The following is a 24,295-nucleotide window of genomic DNA, read 5'->3' as shown; positions in this document are numbered from 1 at the left end:
AATCCCTGACTAAATGCTGCTTACAAAGCACCGACAACCTTATGTGGAAGGTATTTTTCGTCTAGATAGTGCATATCTTCTTTGGTCAGCTTGACATCAAAGGCACCCAGATAGTCATCCAAATATTTTTCTTTAGTGACACCCACAATAGGAGCGTCAATCCCTTTCTGCCAAAGCCAGGCCAGAGCAATCTGCGTCCTGCTGACTTCGTATTTCTCAGCTAAATCAGCGACGCGCTGAACGATAATGCGGTCTTGAGCCTGCGTTTCATCATATTTAAGTTTGGAAAATGAATCTGTCTTACTGCGCGCTGTATCGGCATCCCAGTCACGAATGACACGGCCAGCGGCAAAGGGACTGTAAGGAGCCAAACCAAGGCCTGAATCCTTGCAGAAAGGAATCATTTCCCGCTCATCTTCACGGTAAAGCAGATTATAATGGTTCTGCATAACAGAAAACTTAGTCCAGCCGTTCTTTTCAGCCACATACTGGGCCTTTTGAAATTGCCAAGTATACATGGCTGATGCTCCCAGATACCTCACCTTTCCGGAGCGCACCAAATCATTAAGCGCAGCCATTGTTTCCTCAATCGGGGTTTGGTAATCCCAACGATGGATATAGAGAATATCAATATAGTCTGTACCCAACCGCTTCAGACTGGCATTAGCCTGATTGAAAATCGCTTTGCGGGACAGGCCAGTCGTATTGGGAACTGAATCAGGACTATCGCCAAAAAACAGCTTAGTGGCCAGTACCACCTCATCACGGTTGGCAAAATCACGAAGAGCCCGGCCCATAAATTCTTCACTGGAGCCATAACCATAAGCATTGGCGGTATCAAAGAAATTAATTCCCACCTCCAAAGCTTTCTTAATGATGGTACGCGTTCTTTCTTCGTCCAAAATCCAGTCTTTGTGCATACCGCCTCGGCTGCTGTCGCCGAAACTCATTCCGCCAAGACAGACTTTTGATACCTCAAGGCCTGTATTTCCAAGTTTCGTGTATTCCATAAGTAACCTCCTTTTACGTTTTGCTGCATGCAATCGTTAAGCTAATTTTTCCAAGATACGGTTAACGATATTGTCAACAGTGATGCCATTATCAGCCATAACCTGATTAGCATCATAGCGGTCATGGTAGGCCTTATCAATACCGTAGTTTTGTACTTTGAGATCAGTATCACCAAGGTAGCTGGCAATGGTTTGACCATAACCGCCTTCAAGAATACCGTCTTCAAGCGTTACAATAAGCTGATGATTTTCCTTAAGACTGTCCAGCAAGTCAGTGTCCAAACCAGTAATAAAGCGCGGATTGACAACTGTTGCCGTAATACCATGTTGGTCTTTCAAGACTGCAGCCACTTCTTCTGCCAAGCCATAGAAATTTCCAAGACCAAAGAGAGCCACTTGACTGCCTTCTTGTGTCACTTGGTTTTTATTGAGCTGACTGTAATCCGTCGTATCAGCCTGTCCTGTTTCACGAAGAGAACCTACCGGCACACGGATAGCAACTGGGTGCTGGTCTTGATTGACCGCCCAATCCAGCATGGCGAGGTGCTCTTCTTTCGATGTTGGCGCCAAATAAACTATATTGGGAAGATGCGACAGGAATGGAATATCAAAGTAGCCCAAGTGACTTTCGTCATTCATGCCACGGATAGAAGCACTGTAAACCAAGATGGTCGCTGGTTGATTGTTGAGCGCCATGTCATGCGACAGCTGGTCATAAGTCCGCTGTAAGAAGGTTGAAAAAACAGGCCAAACAGGTTTAGCGCCATTTTTGGCAAGACCTGTTGCCATAGTTGCAGCTTGCTGCTCCGCAATACCCACATCCACAAACTGTTGACCAGCTTGTTTGCGCTGCTCTTGATTAAAAATAATCATCGGCACGCCAGCACTGAGAGTAATAACCGTTGGATCTTTAGCCATGGCATCTAAAAGATAGTCTGTGGTAATACTGTTATAGGTCGCTCCGCCATGACCAGATCTCAAATACTGACCTGTTTCTGGATTGTAAGGACCGCCTGCATGGAAAGCTTCGCGATTTTCTTCCATAAAGGGAACACCGTGCCCTTTCTCTGTATGAATGTGGAGTAAAACAGGGTGGTCGCTGTCCTTAACCTCTTGGAAAAGGGCAATGAGGGCTTGAAGATTGTTGCCTTCATCAAGATAATGGTAATCATAGCCTAGCGCCTTGAAGAGATTGTCGCTAGCCTGACCCTTGCTGCTGCGAAGACTGCGAAGGGCTGTATAAAGACCGCCAGTCGGATTGGCTGCAATGGATTGGTCATTATCATTGACGATAATAATCGTATTGGTATTTTCTGTGGCGATTTGATTAAGACCTTCGTAAGCCATGCCTCCAGAAAGGGAGCCATCACCGATAATAGCTACGACATTGTAAGCTTCCTTTTTCAAATCACGCGCCTTAGCCACACCTGACGCTAAAGAAAGACTGGTTGACGTGTGCCCCACCGTGAAAAGATCGTGCTCACTTTCCTTAGGATTGGTATAACCTGAGACATCATCATAGTGTGCCTCATCCAAGAAAGCCTGAGCACGTCCTGTCAGCATTTTATGCACATAAGATTGGTGAGAAACATCAAAAATAAACTTGTCCACTGGTGAATTGAAAACATAGTGGAGAGCTACTGTCATTTCAACAACCCCAAAATTAGGACCGTTGTGGCCGCCATGACGGCTGGTTTTTTCAAGCAGTGCTTGACGTGCTTCATTGACAAGCACTTGCAAGTCTTCAGCTGACAAGGCTTTGACATCAGCTGGTGATGTGATGGTTTCAAGTATCATATAGACCTCCTTTATTAGGGTACAGGGACCCTTTAACGATCTGCATTGATTATATGTTCGATAATGTCATTATAAAACTTAGATCTTGCTCTAAAGCAAGACTTTTCTCAGAACTTGTATTCATAAGAATTTTTGTGACAGTCTGCCTTAAGTGGTGGGGACAGCAGCGACCGACTGCGTCGTTCCATGCCTAATTTTCGAGCCTAATACTCTTTGAAAATCCCCACGATTGTTGCCCGAAACGGGCAACAATCTCATCACCACGGCGGCAACTGTCGTCTTAGCGACCTTTCGGTCGCTTTTTTTCTACCTATATCATTCAGATGAATTTTGTGAATACAGGTTCTCAAATTTTGTTAGAAACTGTTGGCAATAGCGGTGCTGCCAGGGTGGATTTCTATGATTTGTTTATAGGTTGATGGTTTATCCACGACCTCTGCCAGCACAGCGCCAACATCAGGAATTGGGATAGAAGTCGTGTCTTGAGTCTCTGTCGAAATAAGACCTGTTCCCGCTTCTTCCACCAAGATTCCAGGCTGGATGATGGTGTAATCCAGTGCAGTTTGATTGACCAGATAGTTGTCCGCAAAGAATTTAGCGATGTAATAATTCATCAAGCTGTCAGACCACTTTTCAGGCGTCAGTGTATAGAGAGCACTCAGCATCACAAAACGCTTAATACCAATCTTCTCAGCAGCCTGCATAAGCTTGACCGCTCCATAAGCATCGGTCTGCAAGAGGTCTTGCCCTCGTGATCCAGCTGTAAAAATCACCGCATCATGACCATTGATTAGATTTGCCAAGTCATTGACCGATCCGTGCAAATCCATCTGAACAGCCTTAAGACTCCCCATAGCAGCAATTGCTTCAGGCCGTCTAGCGCCAGCAGTGACTTCATGCCCTTTTGCCACTAAGACTTTCAATGTTTCACTAGCCACACGACCCGTGGCTCCTGCTACAAAAATTTTCATATCATGTCACTTCCTTTCTTCTATCCATTCCAACCAAAGAGGCGGCCAACCATACTCCTTCTGTAAGACCGAAATCAAAAACGGCAAAATTCTGAGCCATGCAATCCTTGTTAGCTTATTTGGAATGGCGCTAACACCTTCTTCCAGAATAAAGCGTCAGGGAACATGCTCCCGTATTCAAGGTGACAAATGCCATCCTATCTTTCCACTTTCTTGAGCCATTGGGAAATGGCAGAACTGCTATTAAGAACTGAGCCTGGCAGGATTTCACCTGCAGCATAGCTTGATAGAATTGGCTGCGCTTGGGCATAAGTCGAGCCACCTGAAGTTGAAAATGATGCCAAAATTTTACCAGTCAGCTCCAAATCATCCAAGACAGTCTGGATAATGCGGGGCGGCCGTCCCCACCAGGTTGGGTGACCAATGATGATGCGGTCATAGCTGGTGATGTCAGGTAAGATTCCAGCATAAGCAGGACGGGCAGTTTCATCCTCCTGCTCACGATTAGCACGGCTGGTCGGATTGGTCCAATCCAAATCAGCAGAACTATAATTCTGAGCTTCCTTAATCTCATAGAGGTCAGCGCTTAGTTGGCCCGCCAACTGCTGAGCCACCCTTGCGGTCGTTCCTGTTTTCGAAAAATAAAGGATCAAGGTTTTCATTAAAATACCTCACTCTCCAATAAAACTGCCTTGTCGTTTCAGGCAGTTTTGTTATTTTTATTGCAGACCCTAGAGTCCTCCCCAAGTCAAGCTTTATTTCGTGATATGAGCGACATAAGCTTGAGCTTTTTCAGCAATCTCCTCATCGGTCAGATTGAGCGCTCCTGTTATCACGAAAGCTTCTTTAAAGACCAAGCCTGTATGGTATTGGATGGTTTCGATGGGCTTCAAAAGCTCTGCTATAGTAGTATGAAAACGACCATCCAAAGTATAATCAGCAGCACCAGCACCAAAGGACGGTGCCAAGATGATTTCCTTGCCCTGAAGGGCTGTCCCCTTCGAGCCATAAGCCCAGCCGTATTGCAAAACGTCATCAAACCATTGTTTGAGCAGGGCAGGTGTTTGATACCAGTAAATGGGGTATTGAAGGACGATACGATTAGTTGCTTCAAGGATTTCTTGTTCTGCTTTAGCATCAATCTGAAAATCTGGATAAATGCTGTACATGTCACGTACTTCAAATTCTGCAGCAGCTGCTGCCTCTGCTAATGCTTTATTAACACGTGACTGACTATTCAAATGAGGGTGAAAAAGAAAAATAGTTGTTTTCATCGTTTCTTCTTTCTTATGTTTAAGTTCTGAAAAAGGGGAAACATCGGCAAATCATCTCGTCGCATTTTTCGCAGTTTCCAGATAGCGACGACGAGGAATAGACTGAAGTCTGGTAAGTCAAGACAACACAGCCAGAAACCGAATCAAGTTCAAATTTAGGCTTGGCCTTCCCAGCCGCCGCGTGTATCCACACCAGAGGCTGCTGCCATGGTTTCAAGTTCTGAAACTTCTTGAGTTGTCAATTGGATATCGGCTGATTTTGCCGCATCAAGGACTTGTTCCACTTTAGTCACACCGAGGATTGGCGTAGTGCCTCGTCCGATGGCCCAAGCTGTCGCAATTTGCGCTGGCGAAGCTTGGTACTTGTCTGCAAGGCTGCGCAAGCGATTCAGCAAATCTGCTAAAGCTGGAAACATAGGGTTATAAGTTTTACCGCGATTTGAATCTGCAGGCAATGGATGCTTCTCATCATATTTGCCTGATAAGGCACCTTGTTCTAAAACCATGTAAGAGAAAAATTGGATGTCATTTTCCTTACAGTAGTCCAGCAGACCATCTTCAATGGAACTGCGATAAAGCAGACTAAAATGATTTTGAACAGCTGATAGCTTAATACCGTGTGGTTTTAGAATTTCTTGGACGCGTTTGACTTGTTCTAAACTATGGTTAGACACGCCAACACGACCGACTTTCCCGGTTTTAACAGCATCTGCCAAAAGCGGTGTCCAGCGTTCCACGTCAGCTGAATTATGAATCCAATAAATATCAATACGATCTGTCCCAAGACGCTTCAAACTGCCTTCAAGCATATCTACAACTGGATTTTCAGCATCGTCATTTTGGACACCTGGAGTGAATTTATCTGAGATAAAAACTTGCTCACGGTCATAACTAGAAACTAATTCACCTAAGATACGTTCCGATTCGCCATTAGCATAAACATAGGCTGTATCAAAAAGATTCAATCCATTCTTAATAGCGGCATCAAATACATCTTTTAAATCTGCTGTATCTAAGCTATTTCCAAAAACGGCATTACCGCCAGCAGATCCTCCAGTTCCCCATGACCATGTCCCAAGGGCAATTTTTGCTTCTGTTTGTGTTGTCATTATTTTTTCCTCTTTTCTATATTAGAATTAGAACTTGTATTCATAAGAATTTTTGTGACAGTCTGCCTTAAGTGGTGGGGACGGCAGCGACCGACTGCGTCGTTCCATGCCTAATTTTCGAGCCTAAGGTCTCGAAAATCCCTACGATTCTTGCCTGAAACGGGCAACAATCTCATCACCACGGCGGCAACTGTCGTCTTAGCGACCTTTCGGTCGCTTTTTTCTGCCTATATCATTCAGATGAATTTTGTGAATACAGGTTCTTAATCTGTCCAGACTGTCTTAGCTAAGTTAAAGACAGCCCAAGCCCTAGGCCAGCCTGCATAAAAGGCAACATGTGTGATAACAGCAGATATTTCGTCCTTGGTCACTCCATGATTTTTGGCATTTTCAAGGTGATATTTTAAGGAATTATCTGTTATACCAGATGCCATCAAAGCTACCACTGTAACGATGCAGCGCGTCTTCAGGTCAATATCCTGATTGTTCCAATTTTCCCCAAAGAGCACATCATCATTATAATGGGCAAAGTCAGGAGCAAAATCTCCTAGTTGATTGCGGCCAGCTGTTTGTACTATTTTTTCCATAATGATACCTATCCTTTCTTAACCTGCAAATAAAATTCAGGGCAACTTATCCCTCATTAGCCTTTTGATAATCGGCTTCTGACACTGGTTCAAAGAATTGGCCTGAACCAGCAGTGATTGCAATGTGAGAGAACCAAGAATCCGCCTGTGCTCCGTGCCAGTGCTTTATACCTTCTTTGGTAATGACCACATCACCGCTTTTCAGATGCTTGGCAGGCTTGCCCTCTTCCTGATACAAGCCGTGGCCTCCTGTCACCAGCAAAATTTGGTAACCATCCTTATGGATATGCCAATTATTACGGCATCCCGGTTCGAAAGTTACCTGTCCAACTTGGAGAGAGCCATCTGGAGCCAAAGCCAAGGTATTGAGAAAAGATTCTCCGACGAAAAAGTCTTGATAATCTTGATTGCTGTCTCCTATTGCAAAGACTAAGTCCTTTAGTAATTCTTCTTTTGCAGTCATTTTGAGACCTCCTTTTATTGACCTTTATAATCTGTTATATTATCTGCGATAATATTAGCCTGAAATTCGTGGACCTCATAGCTGGCTAAATTAGGATAATAGGCATCTTGAGCGATGATGTCATCTAATTCAGCTCTGCTATTGGCCTGTGCCATGACCACTCCCGCCATTTTTCTGTCCTTATAAGGACCAACAACCAGAAAATATCCCGCTTGAGCTTGGGCACCAAACCAAGCGCGGTGAGCCGCCAGCAGACTTTCTGCTTTATCAACTGGTACTTGGTCAGCTTTGATGGTGATATGGATAAGATACATGATAAAACTCCTTTCATTTCAATAAAGTTAAGATATTGTTTTTGACGATTTGCTCGACAGACAGAAAAACATAGGGAACATTTGCCTGCTTCATAGCTTCTATTTGTTTTTCTGTGACCGTCGTATAGGGATAGATGCCGTACAAGAAAGGAAAGAAAGCATAAATAAAGCATTCAGTCTCCTCTTGACCGCTGGTCAGCTGAAACTTTTCAAGGATATCAGCCATCAGACTCAAAGAACGTCCGTAAACCTTTTTAAAAGCCGTTAGTTTTTCCATTCGGCTCTCACAGTCCAGCGAGCTCATATCTACCGCTAAAATCTTTAACATGGTCTGACGTTTCGCCAAACTGTCTGCCATAGACTGAGCAAATGCCTCTCTATTTAAGCTTTCCTGTACCAGCATGGTTTGTAAATCCTGTTCCCAAGCCAGATACTCTCGTTCCAAAAGTGCCAGAAAAATTTCTTCCTTATTGTCAAAATAAGTGTAAATCGCTGTGCGAGTAAAGCTGATACGGTTGCCGATTTCCTTTATATTAATCTCTTTGAAAGACATGTGCTGATAGAGCTCCGCACACACATCAATAATTTCTTCCTGCCTTTTCAGACCTTCCACTTTAGAAATACGAGCCATTCTCCAGCCAACTTTCTTTTTTATTGTGACACCGTGTCACTTTATATACTTTCATTATACTCTTTTATGACACAATGTCAAATAAAAATATTCAAATTAGCTGCTAAAAAGAAAAAACAGTATCAAAAATCCGCACAGTTGATTAGGATTGATGGAAGTGGGAAATAACTCAACAACTAACAAAAGAGGCAGGACTTTCCCAGCCTCATGTATTTTAGTTTAGTTCTTTCAATCACCTAGCCTAACCATAATTCTTAGTTGTCAGCTTTGAGGCCGACCTAAGACCCCCGAATAGTACCAGCTAGTTTTAATTTTTGGCGGTCAAATTAAACGGATTAGTCAATTCCGCTGGAATATCCATACCATCTGATAGTTTCAGACTAACAGCTCTTTTCTTGGAATTGTCTAACTCATAGAGAATATTGATAGCCCAGCTATCTTTATAGAAAACGTGTGACCAGAGAATCCTTTCCTCTAAGAAATGCTGAGCAATCTCCAGTGGTTTGGCTGTAAAAATAAGAACTTGTATTCATAAGAATTTTTGTGACAGTCTGCCTTAAGTGGTGGGGACGGCAGCGACCGACTACGCCGTTCCATGCCTAATTTTCGAGCCTAAGGTCTCGAAAATCCCCACGATTGTTGCCCGAAACGGGCAACAATCTCATCACCACGGCGGCTACTGTCGTCTTAGCGACCTTTCGGTCGCTTTTTTCTACCTATATCATTCAGATGAATTTTGTGAATACAGGTTCTTAGATTTTATCACACTTCCACTCCGACTTTTTTGGTCAGGGCTTTGGCGATTTAACAAATTACTTATTTTCATCAAATAAATTATTCTGAAAAAACTCACTCATCGGTTTCCAATATTCTCTATCATTAACGTCTTCTTTCCAAGTTGTATTATTGAAAAACAGACCAGCAACTTCTCCAGTATTATCTATTATAGGACGAACAAAAGCGAATTTTGCACCATTAGGATTGGTCATCTTATTCTCGGCCCACTCTCGTATTGCTTTAAACTTTGCTTCAGAGTAAGTATCAATATTTTGCTTGTTTCCACCTTTGGTCTCAACAATATAAGTTCTACCATCTGTGCCAAGAAAAATGTAGTCGGGGAAAAAGCCTTCTTTTTTCTGTCCATAGGCAACAGAGAAATAGTTATCCCCTCTGTCTTTACTTCGGTACCACCACTTCACTTGCTCGGTATTTTCAAGCCATTTTTCAAAAGCTTTTTCTGGTTTTGAGGTTGTGACCCAGTTATTTTTTCCATAACCCTTATAAATATTCTTGGAAAAAACTTCTTTTGTTTCATTTTTTAAAGCCTGATACATTTCTGTTTTAGGAATGGCAAAAGGTACAAGATCAAGTTCATCATGACTGATGCCATAGTCTAAGGATAATTGTTTATCAAATAGACCTTGTGCATCTGCCTTTTTAGCCGTATCACGAAGTAATTTATAATTATTGATAACGAATGCCATAAACTCAGAAGGTTTTAAACTTAAAAATCGTTTTTTTGGTTCTTCACTACGATTTGAAAATAATTCCAATAAAATATGGTTGACATCACTAGGCGTGTCACGGTAGAGATATTTCTGAATGGCTTGTTCAGCATTCAGCAAGTCCAAACGGTTATCGCGAGGATTAACTGGCATACCAATCTCATAAGTTTGTTGCTGTTCTGAAAGAATATCGCGTTCCAATTTATCCGATGTTGCTAATCGCTGATAAATTATTTTCCCAAATCGAAAGCCATAACTTTCAAGTTTTTCCTGATTCTGTTTTCCATTCTGTTCAATGAGACCATACTCTTTTTTTAACTGTTGTCGAAGAGAAGTCACAACCTCACTATTTGCCAACCCAGAACGTAGATTAGGTTTAACTGAGGTTAGCTGAAAATCAGGAATGTCTTCCTTTAGTTCATAAGTTGCAATATAGGCTCCCTCTCCCTTTCGCAAGACATCTGCAATATACTTTTGGTCGTTAGAATAAATAAAAGCATTGTCCAGTAAAGGATTATCATAATGCTTTTGCTGAGGCATTCTGCGAATACGTCCAATGGTTTGCAGGGTGAAGTTGGGGTCTGTGTTGAGACGTAATTTGACTAAAATCTTGGCACGCGGAGCATCCCAACCAGTGGATACAGCCTGTTTCATCAGTAGGTAGTTCACAGAACTATCTGCTTTTTCAATATCTGCAACATTGATTTTCTCATTAGCCAACCAAGTCGCTACTTTGCCATCTTCCTGACCAATTTCAGATAGATAAGCTCTAACCTGCTTAATTAAGTTATTGCGCTCGTCCTTATTGGCTTTTTTCTCATCAGGAAATTGAACAAGTACCAGAGGATTGATGGACAAACCCAACTTTTCATATTCCGATTTGATTTGCCGCCGTTTGTCATCTGCAAAATCCAAGAAATACTGTACCATATTATCAACAATATCCCCATCAACACCATCCGGATTGAGCTCTACATTACGTACAATAAGCCCCTGAGAAATGACATCTTCATCATTGACTTGCACATTATCATAGTCTGGTGAAGATGATTTAGGCGTTGCAGAAGCACGGATAATCTTGTCTGCTTCAAATTTATCGATAATTTTCTGAGCCTTCTCCGTTTGATCGCGGTGCTCCTCATCAATTATCAAAACAAAGTGCAGTCCCCTGTTTCTAGCCGATTTAATGATGTCATCAAGGTTTTTAGTTTCTCCTTCACGCAAGGCAATAGCTTTGTCATTTTTGACACGTTCCCAATTCAAAAAAGTTGCCGTATTCGCTTGAAAACCACCAGTCAAAGCTTCATCAAGAGTGATAGACTTGACAAACTTTCCGTAATTTTTTGATTTATTCCATGATTGCTCTTCCAGCTCACCATTCCCCGGTGTCAGCCAGACAAAGACATAATCATAAGGATTGGGATTATATTCTATGATTCTATCCATCAGATTGATTAACATAATTGTCTTTCCTGCTCCCGTAGGAGCATAAAAGACCGTTGTTTGTTTTGTAGAATAGAAGAATTTATCTTGCAGGGTTTGTACCGCCTGCTCTTGAAATGGAAATAATTTCATTATAGTCCTGCCTCGCTCATTTCTTTTGCAAAATAATATTCTGGCACATCAACCAGCTCAACACCTTCATATCTCAGCCTATCTTCTTTTTCCATCAAGGCATGGGAATGCTGGCGCACATAAACCGTTTTGATCCCTGTTAAATCAAGATTCCGAATTTCCGATAATGTAAAGGCAACAGCTTTATCACTTTCTTTTAAGTCAATAGCATGCTCCAGCTCAATCAAGGTCTTAACATTATTCAAAAGAGCATACTCTAAGTCTTCATCATCTTTATCAATGAATTGTGTTTTGAAGTACTTGAGATTATGAGGAAGCTCCTCTTGAATATTTGACAAACGCTTATAAGTCACCTCTTCACAGATATTATTTTCATTATTAGTACACAGGATATACTTGCGATTGCCACCGTCCTCTTTATTAAGCTGAGCTACCGCATGACCCGTCGTACCAGAACCAGCGAAGAAGTCGAGAATGGTGGAGTTTTTTGAAGATATATATCTTACTATTTGTTTTATAAAAACTGTCGGCTTAGGATAACTAAATTCACTATTATTCAGAATATTCTTTATTTCTAACGTTGCTGTTGAATTCATATACGCATTACCGGTGAATACTAGTGAATCTACAGGAAGAGTTTTAACTTCCATTTGTTCAGCATATCGTTTAAAAATAAAGCCTCTTTGATTTTCTTTATAGTCCGTTTTAAATTTTATTCTACCCATTTTTATGTATTTTTCTAAAGTACTCTTTGAAAAAGCCCAATATCTTCCTTTAGGAGGGTAATCTTTCCTCCCTGTATATGGATTTTTTATAGGAAAATAGGTTGATTCTCCGCCGCTTTTTGCACTAGGATCCGCTGGACACCAAATGCCATTGGGATCATTATCTGGATTACTATAGTTATCAAATGTTTTTTTCTCTCCATAAAAAAGAATCTTCCTTTTATTCTTAGCATATGATATCAAATATTCATGTTGAATATTTAATCCGTTTCCATCATCCCCTGTCATTGACTTCGTTTTTCTAAGAAAATTGCAAATAAAGTTCTCCTCCCCAAATATCTCATCACACAATAACTTCAACTGTGCCTGTTCATTATCATCAATAGAAATGAAAATAACACCTGTTTCACTCAAGAGTTCTTGTGCAATCTCAAGCCGTTTACTCATAAAAGATAGCCATTTAGAATGTGAAAAGGTATCTGTCTTATCCACAATCTTATCATTGTAGACAAAGTCCTTATTGCCTGTATTATAAGGCGGGTCAATGTAAATTACATCAATCATTCCTTTGTGGGTCTTTTGAAGAAGGTGCAAGCTGTGAAGATTATCTCCCTCAAGCAAGAAATTATAATCAGTTGAATCTGGATTGCCATGAATTTTTCTGATCTCGTCCTCGATGAAAACAGGTATCTTTGTTTTCATCTCTTCCTCGACCAATTCAGCATGTTCTTCCCAGACCAAACCGTAACGCTTTGAATCAATAAGTTCTATCAATTTCTCCAATTTAGAAAGGTCTTCATGGTTCGACTCTTTCCTTGCCTGCTCCATTAAATGTCTCACATAAGCAAGCGCCTCTGCCTTTTCATTTTGATGGGGGCGTTCGTTAAATGTCGCAGGCATTAGAAAACACCTCCAATCTCAACGATTGAAAGTGTTTTTGAGTATACTGAAAAAAAGGTATTAATTACCTGTGCTGTGCTGTGCTGTGCTGTGCTGTGCTGTGCTGTGCTGTGCTCATAGATTATACTCCTATGGTTTTACTTATCAACTATTTTTATAATAAAATATCATGATTATTATAGCATACCTATTGCTTTAAAGGTATTCTATAACGATTGATTAATAATAATTAGTAAAAAATCAACTTATATTTCCCATCTATTCAAACAGACATCTACTTTAGCAAATGAATACTTTTGCATCTTAAAAGGACCATCTGCCAAAGCAGACGATCCATTATCGATTTAAATCCCCTTAACCGCGAAATGCTGTCCGCTTGGACTGGCGAAATTAAAATTGGCAAAAGGCTCCTGCTGGATAGGGCTGACTGTATCTGTAGTGGCTGCCACTTTTTCATGCAGGCTCTCCAAATCTTCGGCCTCAAAGAGCAGGCTCGGCTGCATGTCCAAGACTTCCGGCGATACCTGACGGATAAAGTCCTTGGCATAGACGGTAAATGCAACGGTGCTGTCCCTGTGCGGTGTCATGTCAAAAGTCGGATAGCCCATGACCTCGGACTCAGACAGAATCTCAAATCCAATAGAAGACCAAAAGTCGCGCTCAGCTGCCACATCATCCACGTAGAGCATGATAGTCAATTGTTTAGAAAACATGGTTTCTCCTTTAAATATCAATGTATGTGTCAGTCTATCAGAGCCTGACAGGGCTGTCAAATGAATAGGCTTTAAATGCGTTTGATTGGTAGAAAATACGACTGTCAGGTAAGGAAAATGCCAAACCTTTGAAAATAAATCTATTCCTGTCATTAATTTTTTTAGAATTTCTCTTGACAAGTGAGTGATCACTCACTATAATAAGTTTGTTCAATAAAAAGTGAGTATTCACTCACTCGTTTTAGAGAGGTTAGTTTATGGAAAATATCATTGCATTACAGAACCTTCAGAAAGTCTATTCTGAACAGGTTGTTTTAAATGATGTCACACTTGAAGTAAAAAAGGGACAGATTATCGGTCTAATTGGTCCCTCTGGTGCTGGAAAATCAACGATGATAAAGACCATGCTTGGCATGGAAAAGGCAGACAGCGGTTCTGCTCTTATCCTTGGTACCCAAATGCCTAACCGTCTGATACTGAGACAAATTGGCTATATGGCACAGTCAGATGCACTCTATGAGACACTGACTGGATTGGAGAATCTCGAGTTTTTTGGACAGATGAAAGGGATTCCGAGAAAAGAATTAACGATGCAAATTCATCATCTTGCGCATGTGGTCGATTTGAAAGAACACCTCAATAAATATGTTTCCGACTATTCTGGAGGAATGAAGAGACGGCTTTCCCTTGCCATTGCCCTTCTTGGAAATCCTCAGCTCCTTGTTTTGGATGAGCCAACGGTCGGTATCGATCCCTCACTTCGTCGCAAAGTCTGGGCTGAATTGGAACTTATTCGTCAGGAAGGACGCTCCATTTTCATTACAACTCATGTCATGGATGAGGCAGAGCATGCGGATAAAGTCGCTCTGCTATTACACGGAGAGATTATCGCCTTCAATTCGCCACAAGGACTCAAAGAGCAATTTGGTGTGTTAAGTATTGAAGATGCCTTCTTAAAGGCCGAAGGAGAAGAATAATATGAGAACTTTAGCAATTTCTAAAAAGGTTTTAAAAGAACTATTGCGCGACAAACGGACGCTTGCCATGATGTTTATCGCTCCCATCATGATTATGTGGCTTGTCAGTATTATGTTTTCAGCCACCACTACAACTTCGGCTAGAATTGCTGCGGTTCATGTTGATACTGACCTTGTTACTTCCTTAGACAAGATCAAGCATATCTCAGTAAAGGAATATACAAACAAAACAGCAGCAAAAAAAGCATTGGATAAGCAAAAGGTTGATGCCATTCTCGTTAAGAATCAAAATCGTTATAGCATTACCTACGCTAATACTGATGCTTCAAAGACAGCACTCACACGGCAAGCTGTAAAGCCTCTATTGACCAGCTCTCAAAACCAACAAATCCTTGAAAAGATTAAAAAGGCTGCTGCCGCCAACCCAAGCCTAAGCAAACTCCTAGTCAATACAAGTCAAACAAGCAGCAAAATTAAGGAATACTACAATTACGGCGACTCTAATACTGACTTCTTTACCAAGATTATTCCTATTATTATGGGCTTTATCGTTTTCTTCTTTGTCTTTCTTATTTCAGGTATGGCTTTACTTAATGAGCGTACGACAGGAACGTTAGAAAGATTACTGGCAACACCTGTAAAACGCAGTGACCTCGTTTTTGGTTACATGATCTCCTATGGCATCTTAGCTATTATCCAGACCGTGGTTATCGTCTTTTCAACTATCTGGTTATTAGATATAGAAGTCGTTGGAAATATTGCTAATGTGATACTGGTAAACTTTATCTTGGCTTTAGTAGCACTCTCCTTCGGAATTCTCCTATCTACCTTTGCCAAATCAGAATTTCAAATGATGCAATTTATCCCAGTTGTTGTTCTGCCACAAATTTTTTTCTCAGGCATCGTGCCTTTAGAAGGAATGGGCAGCTGGGGACAAGCCATTGGAAAGATTTTACCCTTATCCTACTCAGGTGAGGCCTTAACCAAGATAGTGATGTACGGAAAAGGCATTACTGACATCTCTTTTGATATTCTCATTTTGTTAGTGTTCTTAATCCTCCTAACCATCGCTAATATTATCGGACTAAAACGCTATCGGAAAGTATGATATAATGAAAAACAACATCGTGTGATAAAAGGAGCGCTTATGTCTGACAACAGTCTTATTCTATCCATTGAAGAACGGCTAGCCACTACAAAAATGCCCGCAGGAAAACGTAAAACCTTATTAGCTGCCATTACATTATTTGCCCAGCATGGCTTCCATGGAACATCTACTGCTCAGCTTGCCCAAGCAGCTGGAGTCAGTCAAGCGACAGTCTTTAAATACTTCAAGACAAAGGAAGAACTCCTAGCAGCTGTCATAAGACCAATGACCGAAATCATTGGACAGGATTTTATCTCTCAACTCTCTGCTTTTAAAACTAAAGAGGAACTCATTCACTTTATTGTCCGTGACCGCTACGCCTTTGTAAAGGCCAATCAAAACTTAGTCAAGATTCTTCTCCAAGAACTTTTGACCAATCCAAAAGCAAAAGTCATTCTAAAAGAACAGGTTGCCAAAAACATTGATCTGTTTATGACTGCCATTGCTCCACTCAGGCAAAATCCAAAATTGTCAGAAACTGACTTCATCCGTCGCTTGGATGCCCCCTTAGTTACCTTGGTTCTCCAAGAAATTATCTTCGATCTTCCTATTCAGGACGAAGAAAAAGCGCTTCAACAAGTTGAAAAGGATATTCTAAGATTAATAGAATAGATGATAGGTTTATGTCAGCTCCTGTTTCAAAATAAGAAATGATTGCCAAACATTTGGCTGAGTTGATTTGTTATTGCCTTTTGTCAAGCAACATTTGAACATATTTTTTTATTTCAGCCATTTGTCTTCCAACATTTGGCTGTATTTTTTTGTTTCAGTCGTTTGTCTTCCAACATTTGACTGTATTTTTTTATTTTCAGTCGTTTGTCTTCCAACATTTGGCTGAAAATAAATTTTTCATGCTATTGACAACCAACTAAATCATATTTACAAAAAAATATGAAGAAATTTTTGACAGAGTACAAAAATAAGGACAGTCCATAGTGTCTGACCTTATTTTGGGATAAATTAGGATATTTAATATTCGTTACGAACTGCTGCTTCCCGATACTGACTGATAGTCTGGCCTGTCCATTTTTTAAAGGCACGGGAGAATGAGGAAACCTCTGAGTAGCCGACCAGATAGGCGACTTCGTCTGTGGATAGCTGTGAATCTTTTAAATAATTGAGGGCTAAGAGTTTTTGAACGGTTTGGAGTTCCTGATTGAACTTCGTTCCTTCGCTGCTGAGATTGCGCTGCAAGGTACGGCTGCTGATGCCAAGGCTGGCAGCGATATCCTCAATTGAAAAAGCGCCGCTGGGAATGGCTTGATAGAGCTTTTGCTGGACAACACCTGTAAAGCTTTCGCCTGAAATATTCTCTGCCAAACGTTCCTTGAGCTGGGGCTCTAGGTAGTCCAGCATGATGTTGTTAGCCGTGATAAAGGGCAGTTCTAAATCTTCTTTGCGAAAGACTATTTCATTGCCGTCCATTTGTTCAATGTGACAGCCAAAGGCTTCTATGACTTCTTTGCTGTAGTCAAATGGTGTTCCTATGCGCACAGGTTTAATCTCTTGTCCTGTTCCTGTTCGGATCATATCCAGCAAGAGATATTGCTCGTTGAGCACCGCAAAGCGCGGCAGATCGAGTCCGGCATAATCGTAACGATAAGTCACGCGCACCAAGTCATCAAACATCTCCATATCGACAATAATCGGACCTGTGATTTTCTTAAATTTGCCAAAGTGCTGGATAGCTGATAGTCCGTCTTTGGAAGACAGCGCCGCAAAGAAGGGCGGCATAAACATTTGAATGTCTTTCAGGCGGCTCATGGCTAAAATCTGCTCATCGCTCAGCCATTTATCAAAAGCCACTAAAAGATGGTAATAGTCCAAGGTGGAGAGTTTCAGCTCGGTCTGCCAAGTCCCATCAGGAAGACCTGCTGTTTCTAAAAGGGTTTGAAAATCCACACCGATACTTTCCAGAAACTGGAAATACTGAGGGCTCATTTGTAATTTCATGGTTGCTCCTTAACTAGCATTTTTCATGATTTTGTCGAAGAGACGTGTTGGCAAGATGGCATGGAGAAAGACCAAAGGTTTGGCTCCAAAGCCAATCAGATAGCGAGCTTTGGGACGGCGACTGTTGACTGCCTTAGAGATAGCACGAGAGATGATCTTAGGATCAGACATCATGTTACCTGAATATTGCTTACGCATGCCGGTTGCAGCCTCGGTTGCTTGTGCTTCATAGGCACCGCCCTTAGCAGAGGCTTCCAATTTATCAGCTGCAAGAAAGCCCCAATCCGTCTTGATACCGCCAGGTTCGATGATAGAGACATCAATACCAAAATCAGCTGTTTCCATACGAAGGGCGTCAGAGAAAGCTTCAACAGCATATTTTGTGGCATGATACCAAGCCCCAAGATAGCTGGTCAAACGACCACCCATAGAAGAAACGTTAACAATACGCCCAGAACCTTGCTGGCGCATGTAAGGCAAGACCAACTGCGTCAAGCGAGCCAAGCCAAAAACATTGACCTCAAACTGCGCCTTGGCTTCCTCCATAGTCACATCTTCGATAGCACCATAGGAACCATAACCGGCATTATTAACCAAGACATCGATTCGGCCTTCTTGCTTGATGATGGTGTCAAGTGCAGCATTGATAGAAGCTTCATCTGTAATATCCAAGCGAAGTGCTTTAACACCTTTAGCTTTCAAAGGTTCCATCGCATCTACACGACGAGCAGCCCCGTAAACAATATGGCCTTGACTAGCGAGTTCTTCTGCTGTTTGGTAGCCAATCCCACTGCTGGCTCCTGTGATTAAAATGACTTTTGACATGTTGTTACCTCTTTTGATTTATTTGATGTTATTATTATACCCCATCAAAGGAAAAACACCACAACAATAGACGCCATGGTGTTGATAATTTGTGACAGATTTTAGATAAAATAAATTTCATGGTCATCTTTCGATACCTTGTGCTGCTTGAGGTAGAAGCGGATAAAGGTTAGCCAGATGAGGAAGATGACTGCGGTGGTGATGTAGATGACCAGATTGCTAGAAGCAGCAAAGGTCAAGCTCAGGACTAGTCCAAGCACAAAAAGCGCAGCTGTTTTCAGTAGATAGTCTTTTGTCCATTGATAAGCGGGCTTGTTGTAGCTGCCATTTAAGAGCACAGCTATTAAAAATAGAAAAAGACCTATATAAAGAAAGCCAACAGCAAAGAGATGATTAACCTCGTTTTCCGACAAGAAAGTCATGGAGACGGTCATCATCAGCAAGCCTGTAAAAATCAAGTAATGGCTGTAAATAAGCCGCATACCTAAGGTCTTTTTACTTTCATCAAGGGCATGATCAAATTCTCCAAAGTAAAAAAGGAAAAGAAAGACGACTATGAAGAGGTAGCAAATTGAGTTAAAACTAAAGGTGGCAGGCGTGAAGAAATTAGCCACCCCCATAATCATTTCCCCAAAGGTAATAATAACCAAAAGCGAAATCCGCTCCACTAAGTGAGGGAAGTTGATGGGCACCTGATTCATCTTCTTGCTAAAAAAGAGAGGCATAACAAAGGAGATGAAGATTGCCGCAAAATAGACCCAGATAGCTATATCATAAGGCAGCAGGGCACTGAGAAAAACGCCACCTGATCGTATTCCTAGGATGTAAAAGAAGCCTTTTATCATCTCCTTGTCCTCTGGGCTGCTGCTAGGCTGCCTATACTGTACCCCATATTGCAGGAGAAGCGTCAAGGACAGAATCCCCAGCACCCAAGCAAAGAAATAAAAGTTACTCTGCCAATGAAGGGTGAACATATTGGACAAGAGCATGAGCAGACCCATATCCGCAAACATGGTTAGCATGTTAAAGAGAGAATTCTTCCCGTAGCGATTGGTAAACATGGTCTGCAACATCCAAGTATTGACCAGTACGATAAGACAGGTCAAAAAGGTAAGAAATGCTAAGGGAGCCAGAACGCCACCATGCAAATGATGAATGAGACCTGTCGTTTTAGAAATCGCATAAACAAAAACCAAGTCATAAAAGAGTTCCGTAAACTCAACCCGCTTATGTTCAATCAGTGATGTCACTTGTAAAATCAATCCTTTCTGTTAATGATTGTCATTATACCATATTTATAGCCTGCTGCCTCTTCCTTTGACCCACGAGGTTTTTAGTCACTGGAAATAATGACAGTATCTGAAGCAACAAAAAGCCGGAAAATGAACTGAATAGGTTACACTAATACTCAAAGAAAATCAAAATTAGACGAGGCAACGTCTTAAGAAAATCCGCTAATGCTGGATTTTCTACGCCAAGCTCTATGGAGCTGGCTAAAAACCTTACTAGCTCGTTGGTGAAATAATATCGATTTCACCTCCTCGCGTCGCAACAAAGCGCAGGCTGTACTGGAGTACGGCAAGCTGAAGTCAACAAAGTATAGTTTTGATTTTCAAAGAGTATAAACTAGACAAAATCTCTTAGAACCTGTATTCACAAAATTCATCTGAATGATATAGGTAGAAAAAAGCGACCGAAAGGTCGCTAAGACGACAGTTGCCGCCGTGGTGATGAGATTGTTGCCCGTTTCGGGCAGCAATCGTGGGGATTTTCGAGACCTTAGGCTCGAAAATTAGGCATGGAACGATGTAGTCGGCCGCTGCCGTCCCCACCACTTAAGGCAGACTGTCACAAAAATTCTTATGAATACAAGTTCTTAAGATGTTAGCCAGTTTGATTATTATGACTTGACTGTCACCTTACGTCATCCTTTATACTGTCAGATATAGGAGGAAAATAAAATGACCATTCATATCATTCGTTCAGATAAGGTTTATCGTGATTTGCTGCAAATGCCTGTGGCAGAAAGAAGATCTTATTTTAAAGAACAAGTACTTGCACCTTTTAAACCAAAATTCTACAAACAGGGGATTCCTTATGAGGCTAAGCAGGCTGGCGGTTTTGACATCATGCTGCTGCTTTCTTGGATGCACCTCATGCCTGAAACGCTGACAGATCAGCATCAAGTTTGCATTGACCGCTTGGATGATGACTTTTGGGAAAAATGTGCTCAAGCTATCCAAGACAGTTTGGCAAGATTTAATGCTTTTCAGCTGCCAGTCCAAGACTATACCTTTACGGCTTTACTGGCCAATCCAACTGCCCCCATGCTGCAGATTAATGATGGTTACAGCGGAGATGGCGGCATTCCCGGCTATATTTTCTTGTCTTTAGTGCCTAATTGTGATACGTTAAATCGTGTCCAGTCTGCGCTGGCTCACGAAATCAATCATAACGTCCGCTATCAATTTATCGACTGGGATGGTGGTTCTCTGAAGGAAATGATTGTAGCTGAAGGTCTAGCAGAGAATTTTGCTGTTCAGATGTATGGCGAAGAAAACCTAGGACCTTGGGTAGCTAAGACAGATTGGGAGACGCTCAATCAAGTGATTAAGCCTTTCCTGCATGAACACCTTGATGTGAGAGGGATGCAGAAGATCACTGCCTATCTCTATGGTGATGAGATTGCTGCTATGATGGGGCAAGACAGGGTTGGCATGCCTTATTGTGCAGGTTACGCCTGCGGTTATTATTTGGTAAAATACTATTTAGCAAAAACGGGTCAATCCATTGAAGAAGCAACGCTTTTGCCAGCTTCAGAAATCTTAGCGGAGGTAGAAGAATTTTGGACAGAGACTATACCCTAAAAGAAATCATGATCATTACGGGTCTGACCAAGCGAACATTGCACTATTACGACCAAATCGGTCTCCTGCCAGCTGGGAAGTTGGCAAATGGTTACCGCACTTACAGTCAGCAGGATTTGATTGACTTGCAGCGCATCCTTTTTCTCAAAGCCTTGGATTTTTCTATCAAAGAAATCCAGTCCTTACTCAAACTCAGTGATGAGGACTTGCGTCCGATTTTAGAGGAGCAGCAGACAAACTTGGCACAAAAAATTCAGGATTTACAAAAAAAGAAGGCAGAACTGGAAAACTTTCTGGCTGGAGCGCCGCTGATTGATCTTGCTGTCTTTGAAAAACCATTGAACTCCCAATATCAGGCTGAAGCAGAGCTCCGCTATGGAGGAACATTAGCCTATCAAACTTATCAAGACCGGCAGGCACAGCTTGATTCTGTTGAAAAGACTCAGTATGCTCAAAAAATGAATCAGCAGTTTGACCAAGTCTTCCAAGAATTTAAGCGAGTCAGTCACTTACCGCTTTCGGCAGCAGAAGTAGCGGCAGCTGTTGAACAGTGGAAAACAGCCTTACTGATGGTCAGTGATTTTTCAGATGAAGTTTTGATTTATATTGCAAAGTCCTATGTCTGCGATTCACGTTTTAAAGCGTATTTTGCTAAGTATGGCAATCCTGGACTGACAAGATTCATTTCTGCCGCTGTTGCTTACCATTTGCAATAAGTACCAAAATCAAAACGCTCCTTTAATTTTTTCATTCATTATTCTCCTTAAAACAGAAAAAGATGAACAGCTTAATCGTCTGTTCATCTTTTGACTTACTCTGAAACAAGAATCAGAGATTTAATAGCTTCACGTTTGTCCATAGCATCATAAGCCGCTTGAATATCATCCAAAGCAAAACGCTTAGTAAAGACCTTACCAGGATTAATTTCACCCGATAAAACAGCATCTAGGAGAATTTCCTTATCTGGACCAGTAACAGATGCTATACCTCCACGTAGCCCAACATTTCTAAAGAAAAGCTGATTGGTATCCATATTGGCATCTTCAGGAACACCTACACGTCCGATAACAGCACCCGGACGTGCTGCTTTGACTGCTGTATCAACCGACTGCTCCGTCCCGACGCATTCAAGAATAGCATCAGCCCCAGCATTATTAGTCAGTTCCAAGATTTTGGCCACTGCTTCATCACCACGTTCAGCGATAATATCTGTTGCTCCAAATTCGAGCGCCAGTTTTTGACGTTCTTCATATCGGCTCATAGCGATAATACGCTCAGCTCCCAGCAATTTAGCTCCGATAACACCGCAAAGACCAACAGCACCATCACCCATGATAACGACCGTATCACCTTTCTTAACTTCTGCTGTTTTAGCAGCATGATAACCAGTTGCCATAACATCAGACAGACTCAAAAAAGAGTTTAACTGAGCATCTGAATAATCTGATGGCTGACCAGGGATCTTGACAAGAGCCCAATTGGCGTTTTTAAAGCGTAAATATTCGGCTTGGTAGCCAATAGGCTCACCGCCCCACTGGTAGTTTTGACAGGAACCATCAAAACCAGCTTTGCAGGCAGCGCAGTATCCACAGCCATGCGTAAAAGGAGCAATTACAAAATCTCCTGCTTGAATATCGGTCACTTCAGATCCGACTTCTTCGACAATTCCAATCGCTTCATGTCCTGCAAAAGTCCCTGACTTTTTATCTTGCTGACCGCGATACCACCAGAGATCTGAGCCACAGACACAAGCACGAACGACACGAATAACTGCATCTGTCGGCTGCTCAATTTTTGATTTTTCTGTTTCTGCAATAACCATTTGTCCCGGTTCAATAAATGTGGCTACTTTCATAATTTATTCTCCTTCTTAAAAATCACTGTGACTAGATTAAATAACTTTTACTCATTTGTCAATTTCTGCGCTCAAATAAAGAAGCCATTGCTGAGAAAGATGTCTACAGCAGGGTTAAAGCCATCAATTCAGTGACCAATTTATCAGCAATAAGCGTGCTTTGCTCATCAAATATGTGATTAAAAAGCGCCGCCATATCCTCCTCAAAATCAGCCGGCAAGAGCCTGCAGCAGCGCTTAGCATAGGTCAGCATGCGTTTCTCGCCGGGGTGCGCAAGCTCATTGACCGCAAAAAGCAGCTCAAAATAAGAAGCCAAAAATTCTGCCGTCCGATGGTTGACCGCCACTAAATCTCCCCGCTGCAAGGCCTTCTTCATCTGATGAGGAAAGGCAGGCATATGTGTTTGAAGCAAAGCCTGCTGCCGCTCGATAATCGCTTCTTTCAGTCCCTTAGGATAAGGCAGATCAAAGTCCTTCTGCAGCTTTTCATAGCGCTGGTTACGGTCAAAAATGATTTTACTGTTGAGCAGATTGTACCACATGGCTGTCGTATAGGCATTGTAAACCTGAAAATCCCTGACAACTGAGGCAATCTCTCCAGTAAAGTCATCTAGATTGCGGTAGATAAATTCGATGGCAATGCCATTGTTCAGCAGGCCATCATCTTCTAACTCCCAAAAACTGTTGCCGTACTCTATGTAGGAACAGTGCTTTTCAAAAATACGCTGCCTCACGGCTTGGTCAAACGGCTCTGTCAGATAAACATAGACATCATAGTCTGACTGCTCATCATAGTCCTGACCTGCTCGTGAACCTCCCAAAACAATGGCTTCCACTGATTCCAGCCGGGCTAGTTCATCAAATATCTCTTGCGGCATAAGCGTCTCCCTTCATTTTTTGACATCATTATAATATATTTAGACAAGCTGGACTTCCAAGACCTGTTGTGATTTTTTTCAAAAGTTTGTTTTATAAAGAGTTTTTTATGTGAGCAGTATTTATCGTGCTTTCCACTCTGTTGGCTGCCTTGGCATTTTATCTTGGCAAAAAGCATTAATTCCAATCTGGCAATAGCCATACGGACAGCTGTCCTTGTTC

General features: G+C 41.7%; 23 protein-coding genes and 1 pseudogene. 5 read left to right on the top strand and 19 right to left on the bottom strand.

The features are described from left to right. Positions 1-20: 20 nt before the first annotated feature. From ACVRZ8_RS05800 to ACVRZ8_RS05735, 14 genes and pseudogenes are all read right to left on the bottom strand, one after another. Positions 21-1,010: an aldo/keto reductase gene (locus ACVRZ8_RS05800; protein ID WP_447448370.1), complete on the bottom strand. Its 990-nt coding sequence runs from the start codon at positions 1,008-1,010 to the stop codon at positions 21-23. Between the two features lie 36 nt (positions 1,011-1,046). After that, positions 1,047-2,804 carry a 1-deoxy-D-xylulose-5-phosphate synthase gene (locus tag ACVRZ8_RS05795; protein WP_447448407.1) on the bottom strand — a complete coding sequence of 586 codons (1,758 nt, stop codon included), beginning with the start codon at positions 2,802-2,804 and terminating at the stop codon, positions 1,047-1,049. Positions 2,805-3,163: 359 nt separating this feature from the next. Continuing rightward, positions 3,164-3,778 carry an SDR family oxidoreductase gene (locus ACVRZ8_RS05790; RefSeq protein WP_447448369.1) on the bottom strand — a complete coding sequence of 205 codons (615 nt, stop codon included), beginning with the start codon at positions 3,776-3,778 and terminating at the stop codon, positions 3,164-3,166. 197 nt (positions 3,779-3,975) lie between these two features. Next, the gene (locus ACVRZ8_RS05785; protein WP_447448368.1) at positions 3,976-4,440 is read right to left on the bottom strand and encodes a flavodoxin; all 465 of its coding nucleotides are present in this window, start codon (positions 4,438-4,440) and stop codon (positions 3,976-3,978) included. Positions 4,441-4,533: 93 nt separating this feature from the next. After that, on the bottom strand, positions 4,534-5,052 hold the full coding sequence (locus tag ACVRZ8_RS05780; RefSeq protein ID WP_447448367.1) for an NAD(P)H-dependent oxidoreductase: 519 nt from the start codon (positions 5,050-5,052) through the stop codon (positions 4,534-4,536). A gap of 155 nt (positions 5,053-5,207) precedes the next feature. Then, the gene (locus ACVRZ8_RS05775; RefSeq protein ID WP_447448366.1) at positions 5,208-6,161 is read right to left on the bottom strand and encodes an aldo/keto reductase; all 954 of its coding nucleotides are present in this window, start codon (positions 6,159-6,161) and stop codon (positions 5,208-5,210) included. A gap of 263 nt (positions 6,162-6,424) precedes the next feature. Next, complete coding sequence (locus ACVRZ8_RS05770; protein WP_447448365.1) at positions 6,425-6,748, bottom strand: carboxymuconolactone decarboxylase family protein; 324 nt, start codon at positions 6,746-6,748, stop codon at positions 6,425-6,427. A 46-nt stretch (positions 6,749-6,794) separates the two neighbouring features. Then, positions 6,795-7,211 (bottom strand): cupin domain-containing protein, encoded by a 417-nt coding sequence (locus ACVRZ8_RS05765; RefSeq protein WP_447448364.1) that lies wholly within the window; start codon positions 7,209-7,211, stop codon positions 6,795-6,797. A 14-nt stretch (positions 7,212-7,225) separates the two neighbouring features. After that, positions 7,226-7,525 carry a YciI family protein gene (locus ACVRZ8_RS05760; protein ID WP_447448363.1) on the bottom strand — a complete coding sequence of 100 codons (300 nt, stop codon included), beginning with the start codon at positions 7,523-7,525 and terminating at the stop codon, positions 7,226-7,228. A gap of 13 nt (positions 7,526-7,538) precedes the next feature. After that, positions 7,539-8,156 carry a TetR/AcrR family transcriptional regulator gene (locus tag ACVRZ8_RS05755; protein WP_447448362.1) on the bottom strand — a complete coding sequence of 206 codons (618 nt, stop codon included), beginning with the start codon at positions 8,154-8,156 and terminating at the stop codon, positions 7,539-7,541. 278 nt (positions 8,157-8,434) lie between these two features. Further along, positions 8,435-8,676: pseudogene (locus tag ACVRZ8_RS05750) on the bottom strand (DUF8821 family protein); the annotation flags it as partial. Positions 8,677-8,968: 292 nt separating this feature from the next. Continuing rightward, a complete protein-coding gene (locus ACVRZ8_RS05745) occupies positions 8,969-11,236 on the bottom strand; it encodes a DEAD/DEAH box helicase (protein ID WP_447448361.1) in 2,268 nt (755 codons plus the stop codon). Further along, complete coding sequence (locus tag ACVRZ8_RS05740) at positions 11,236-12,861, bottom strand: site-specific DNA-methyltransferase (RefSeq protein WP_447448360.1); 1,626 nt, start codon at positions 12,859-12,861, stop codon at positions 11,236-11,238. Before ACVRZ8_RS05740 ends, ACVRZ8_RS05745 begins: the two co-directional genes overlap by 1 nt. A 344-nt stretch (positions 12,862-13,205) precedes the next feature. Next, complete coding sequence (locus tag ACVRZ8_RS05735) at positions 13,206-13,574, bottom strand: VOC family protein (RefSeq protein ID WP_447448406.1); 369 nt, start codon at positions 13,572-13,574, stop codon at positions 13,206-13,208. A gap of 257 nt (positions 13,575-13,831) precedes the next feature. Here ACVRZ8_RS05735 and ACVRZ8_RS05730 point away from each other — a divergent pair, with 257 nt between their 5' ends. From ACVRZ8_RS05730 to ACVRZ8_RS05720, 3 genes are read left to right on the top strand one after another with little or no spacing between them, the layout of a single operon-like run. Continuing rightward, positions 13,832-14,551 (top strand): ABC transporter ATP-binding protein, encoded by a 720-nt coding sequence (locus ACVRZ8_RS05730; RefSeq protein ID WP_447448359.1) that lies wholly within the window; start codon positions 13,832-13,834, stop codon positions 14,549-14,551. A gap of 1 nt (position 14,552) precedes the next feature. After that, a complete protein-coding gene (locus ACVRZ8_RS05725) occupies positions 14,553-15,659 on the top strand; it encodes an ABC transporter permease (RefSeq protein ID WP_447448358.1) in 1,107 nt (368 codons plus the stop codon). A gap of 39 nt (positions 15,660-15,698) precedes the next feature. Then, a complete protein-coding gene (locus ACVRZ8_RS05720) occupies positions 15,699-16,310 on the top strand; it encodes a TetR/AcrR family transcriptional regulator (protein ID WP_447448356.1) in 612 nt (203 codons plus the stop codon). Between the two features lie 357 nt (positions 16,311-16,667). Here the strand turns inward: ACVRZ8_RS05720 and ACVRZ8_RS05715 are convergent, their stop codons facing one another. The 3 genes from ACVRZ8_RS05715 to ACVRZ8_RS05705 form a co-directional block, all read right to left on the bottom strand. Continuing rightward, positions 16,668-17,651 carry a helix-turn-helix domain-containing protein gene (locus ACVRZ8_RS05715; RefSeq protein ID WP_447448355.1) on the bottom strand — a complete coding sequence of 328 codons (984 nt, stop codon included), beginning with the start codon at positions 17,649-17,651 and terminating at the stop codon, positions 16,668-16,670. Between the two features lie 9 nt (positions 17,652-17,660). Next, positions 17,661-18,476, bottom strand: coding sequence for an oxidoreductase (locus ACVRZ8_RS05710; protein ID WP_447448353.1), 816 nt, complete (start codon positions 18,474-18,476; stop codon positions 17,661-17,663). A gap of 101 nt (positions 18,477-18,577) precedes the next feature. After that, entirely contained in the window at positions 18,578-19,726 is a 1,149-nt protein-coding gene (locus tag ACVRZ8_RS05705) for a low temperature requirement protein A (RefSeq protein WP_447448352.1), read from the bottom strand. 711 nt (positions 19,727-20,437) lie between these two features. On the opposite strand from ACVRZ8_RS05705, the gene ACVRZ8_RS05700 reads away from it, so the two are divergent. Together ACVRZ8_RS05700 and ACVRZ8_RS05695 are read left to right on the top strand one after the other, a co-directional pair. Beyond that, positions 20,438-21,343 carry a DUF2268 domain-containing putative Zn-dependent protease gene (locus ACVRZ8_RS05700; RefSeq protein ID WP_447448351.1) on the top strand — a complete coding sequence of 302 codons (906 nt, stop codon included), beginning with the start codon at positions 20,438-20,440 and terminating at the stop codon, positions 21,341-21,343. 8 nt (positions 21,344-21,351) lie between these two features. Beyond that, on the top strand, positions 21,352-22,059 hold the full coding sequence (locus ACVRZ8_RS05695; RefSeq protein WP_447448350.1) for a MerR family transcriptional regulator: 708 nt from the start codon (positions 21,352-21,354) through the stop codon (positions 22,057-22,059). Positions 22,060-22,154: 95 nt separating this feature from the next. On the opposite strand, the gene ACVRZ8_RS05690 is transcribed toward ACVRZ8_RS05695, so the two are convergent. Together ACVRZ8_RS05690 and ACVRZ8_RS05685 are read right to left on the bottom strand one after the other, a co-directional pair. Further along, positions 22,155-23,198: a zinc-dependent alcohol dehydrogenase family protein gene (locus ACVRZ8_RS05690; RefSeq protein WP_447448349.1), complete on the bottom strand. Its 1,044-nt coding sequence runs from the start codon at positions 23,196-23,198 to the stop codon at positions 22,155-22,157. A gap of 103 nt (positions 23,199-23,301) precedes the next feature. Then, positions 23,302-24,075: a nucleotidyltransferase domain-containing protein gene (locus ACVRZ8_RS05685; RefSeq protein ID WP_447448348.1), complete on the bottom strand. Its 774-nt coding sequence runs from the start codon at positions 24,073-24,075 to the stop codon at positions 23,302-23,304. Positions 24,076-24,295: the final 220 nt, after the last annotated feature.

This window comes from Streptococcus dentiloxodontae, from assembly GCF_053206925.1.
The sequence above is the reverse complement of the archived record's forward strand: the minus strand, read 5'-3'. Positions and strand labels throughout refer to the sequence as shown.

What these genes read in the sequence shown, in the direction of transcription:
- ACVRZ8_RS05800 (WP_447448370.1), bottom strand. Translation starts at nt 1,010, where the DNA reads ATGGAATACACGAAACTTGGAAATACAGGCCTTGAGGTATCAAAAGTC.
- ACVRZ8_RS05790 (WP_447448369.1), bottom strand. Translation starts at nt 3,778, where the DNA reads ATGAAAATTTTTGTAGCAGGAGCCACGGGTCGTGTGGCTAGTGAAACA.
- ACVRZ8_RS05785 (WP_447448368.1), bottom strand. Translation starts at nt 4,440, where the DNA reads ATGAAAACCTTGATCCTTTATTTTTCGAAAACAGGAACGACCGCAAGG.
- ACVRZ8_RS05780 (WP_447448367.1), bottom strand. Translation starts at nt 5,052, where the DNA reads ATGAAAACAACTATTTTTCTTTTTCACCCTCATTTGAATAGTCAGTCA.
- ACVRZ8_RS05775 (WP_447448366.1), bottom strand. Translation starts at nt 6,161, where the DNA reads ATGACAACACAAACAGAAGCAAAAATTGCCCTTGGGACATGGTCATGG.
- ACVRZ8_RS05770 (WP_447448365.1), bottom strand. Translation starts at nt 6,748, where the DNA reads ATGGAAAAAATAGTACAAACAGCTGGCCGCAATCAACTAGGAGATTTT.
- ACVRZ8_RS05765 (WP_447448364.1), bottom strand. Translation starts at nt 7,211, where the DNA reads ATGACTGCAAAAGAAGAATTACTAAAGGACTTAGTCTTTGCAATAGGA.
- ACVRZ8_RS05760 (WP_447448363.1), bottom strand. Translation starts at nt 7,525, where the DNA reads ATGTATCTTATCCATATCACCATCAAAGCTGACCAAGTACCAGTTGAT.
- ACVRZ8_RS05755 (WP_447448362.1), bottom strand. Translation starts at nt 8,156, where the DNA reads ATGGCTCGTATTTCTAAAGTGGAAGGTCTGAAAAGGCAGGAAGAAATT.
- ACVRZ8_RS05745 (WP_447448361.1), bottom strand. Translation starts at nt 11,236, where the DNA reads ATGAAATTATTTCCATTTCAAGAGCAGGCGGTACAAACCCTGCAAGAT.
- ACVRZ8_RS05740 (WP_447448360.1), bottom strand. Translation starts at nt 12,861, where the DNA reads ATGCCTGCGACATTTAACGAACGCCCCCATCAAAATGAAAAGGCAGAG.
- ACVRZ8_RS05735 (WP_447448406.1), bottom strand. Translation starts at nt 13,574, where the DNA reads ATGTTTTCTAAACAATTGACTATCATGCTCTACGTGGATGATGTGGCA.
- ACVRZ8_RS05730 (WP_447448359.1), top strand. Translation starts at nt 13,832, where the DNA reads ATGGAAAATATCATTGCATTACAGAACCTTCAGAAAGTCTATTCTGAA.
- ACVRZ8_RS05725 (WP_447448358.1), top strand. Translation starts at nt 14,553, where the DNA reads ATGAGAACTTTAGCAATTTCTAAAAAGGTTTTAAAAGAACTATTGCGC.
- ACVRZ8_RS05720 (WP_447448356.1), top strand. Translation starts at nt 15,699, where the DNA reads ATGTCTGACAACAGTCTTATTCTATCCATTGAAGAACGGCTAGCCACT.
- ACVRZ8_RS05715 (WP_447448355.1), bottom strand. Translation starts at nt 17,651, where the DNA reads ATGAAATTACAAATGAGCCCTCAGTATTTCCAGTTTCTGGAAAGTATC.
- ACVRZ8_RS05710 (WP_447448353.1), bottom strand. Translation starts at nt 18,476, where the DNA reads ATGTCAAAAGTCATTTTAATCACAGGAGCCAGCAGTGGGATTGGCTAC.
- ACVRZ8_RS05700 (WP_447448351.1), top strand. Translation starts at nt 20,438, where the DNA reads ATGACCATTCATATCATTCGTTCAGATAAGGTTTATCGTGATTTGCTG.
- ACVRZ8_RS05695 (WP_447448350.1), top strand. Translation starts at nt 21,352, where the DNA reads ATGATCATTACGGGTCTGACCAAGCGAACATTGCACTATTACGACCAA.
- ACVRZ8_RS05690 (WP_447448349.1), bottom strand. Translation starts at nt 23,198, where the DNA reads ATGAAAGTAGCCACATTTATTGAACCGGGACAAATGGTTATTGCAGAA.
- ACVRZ8_RS05685 (WP_447448348.1), bottom strand. Translation starts at nt 24,075, where the DNA reads ATGCCGCAAGAGATATTTGATGAACTAGCCCGGCTGGAATCAGTGGAA.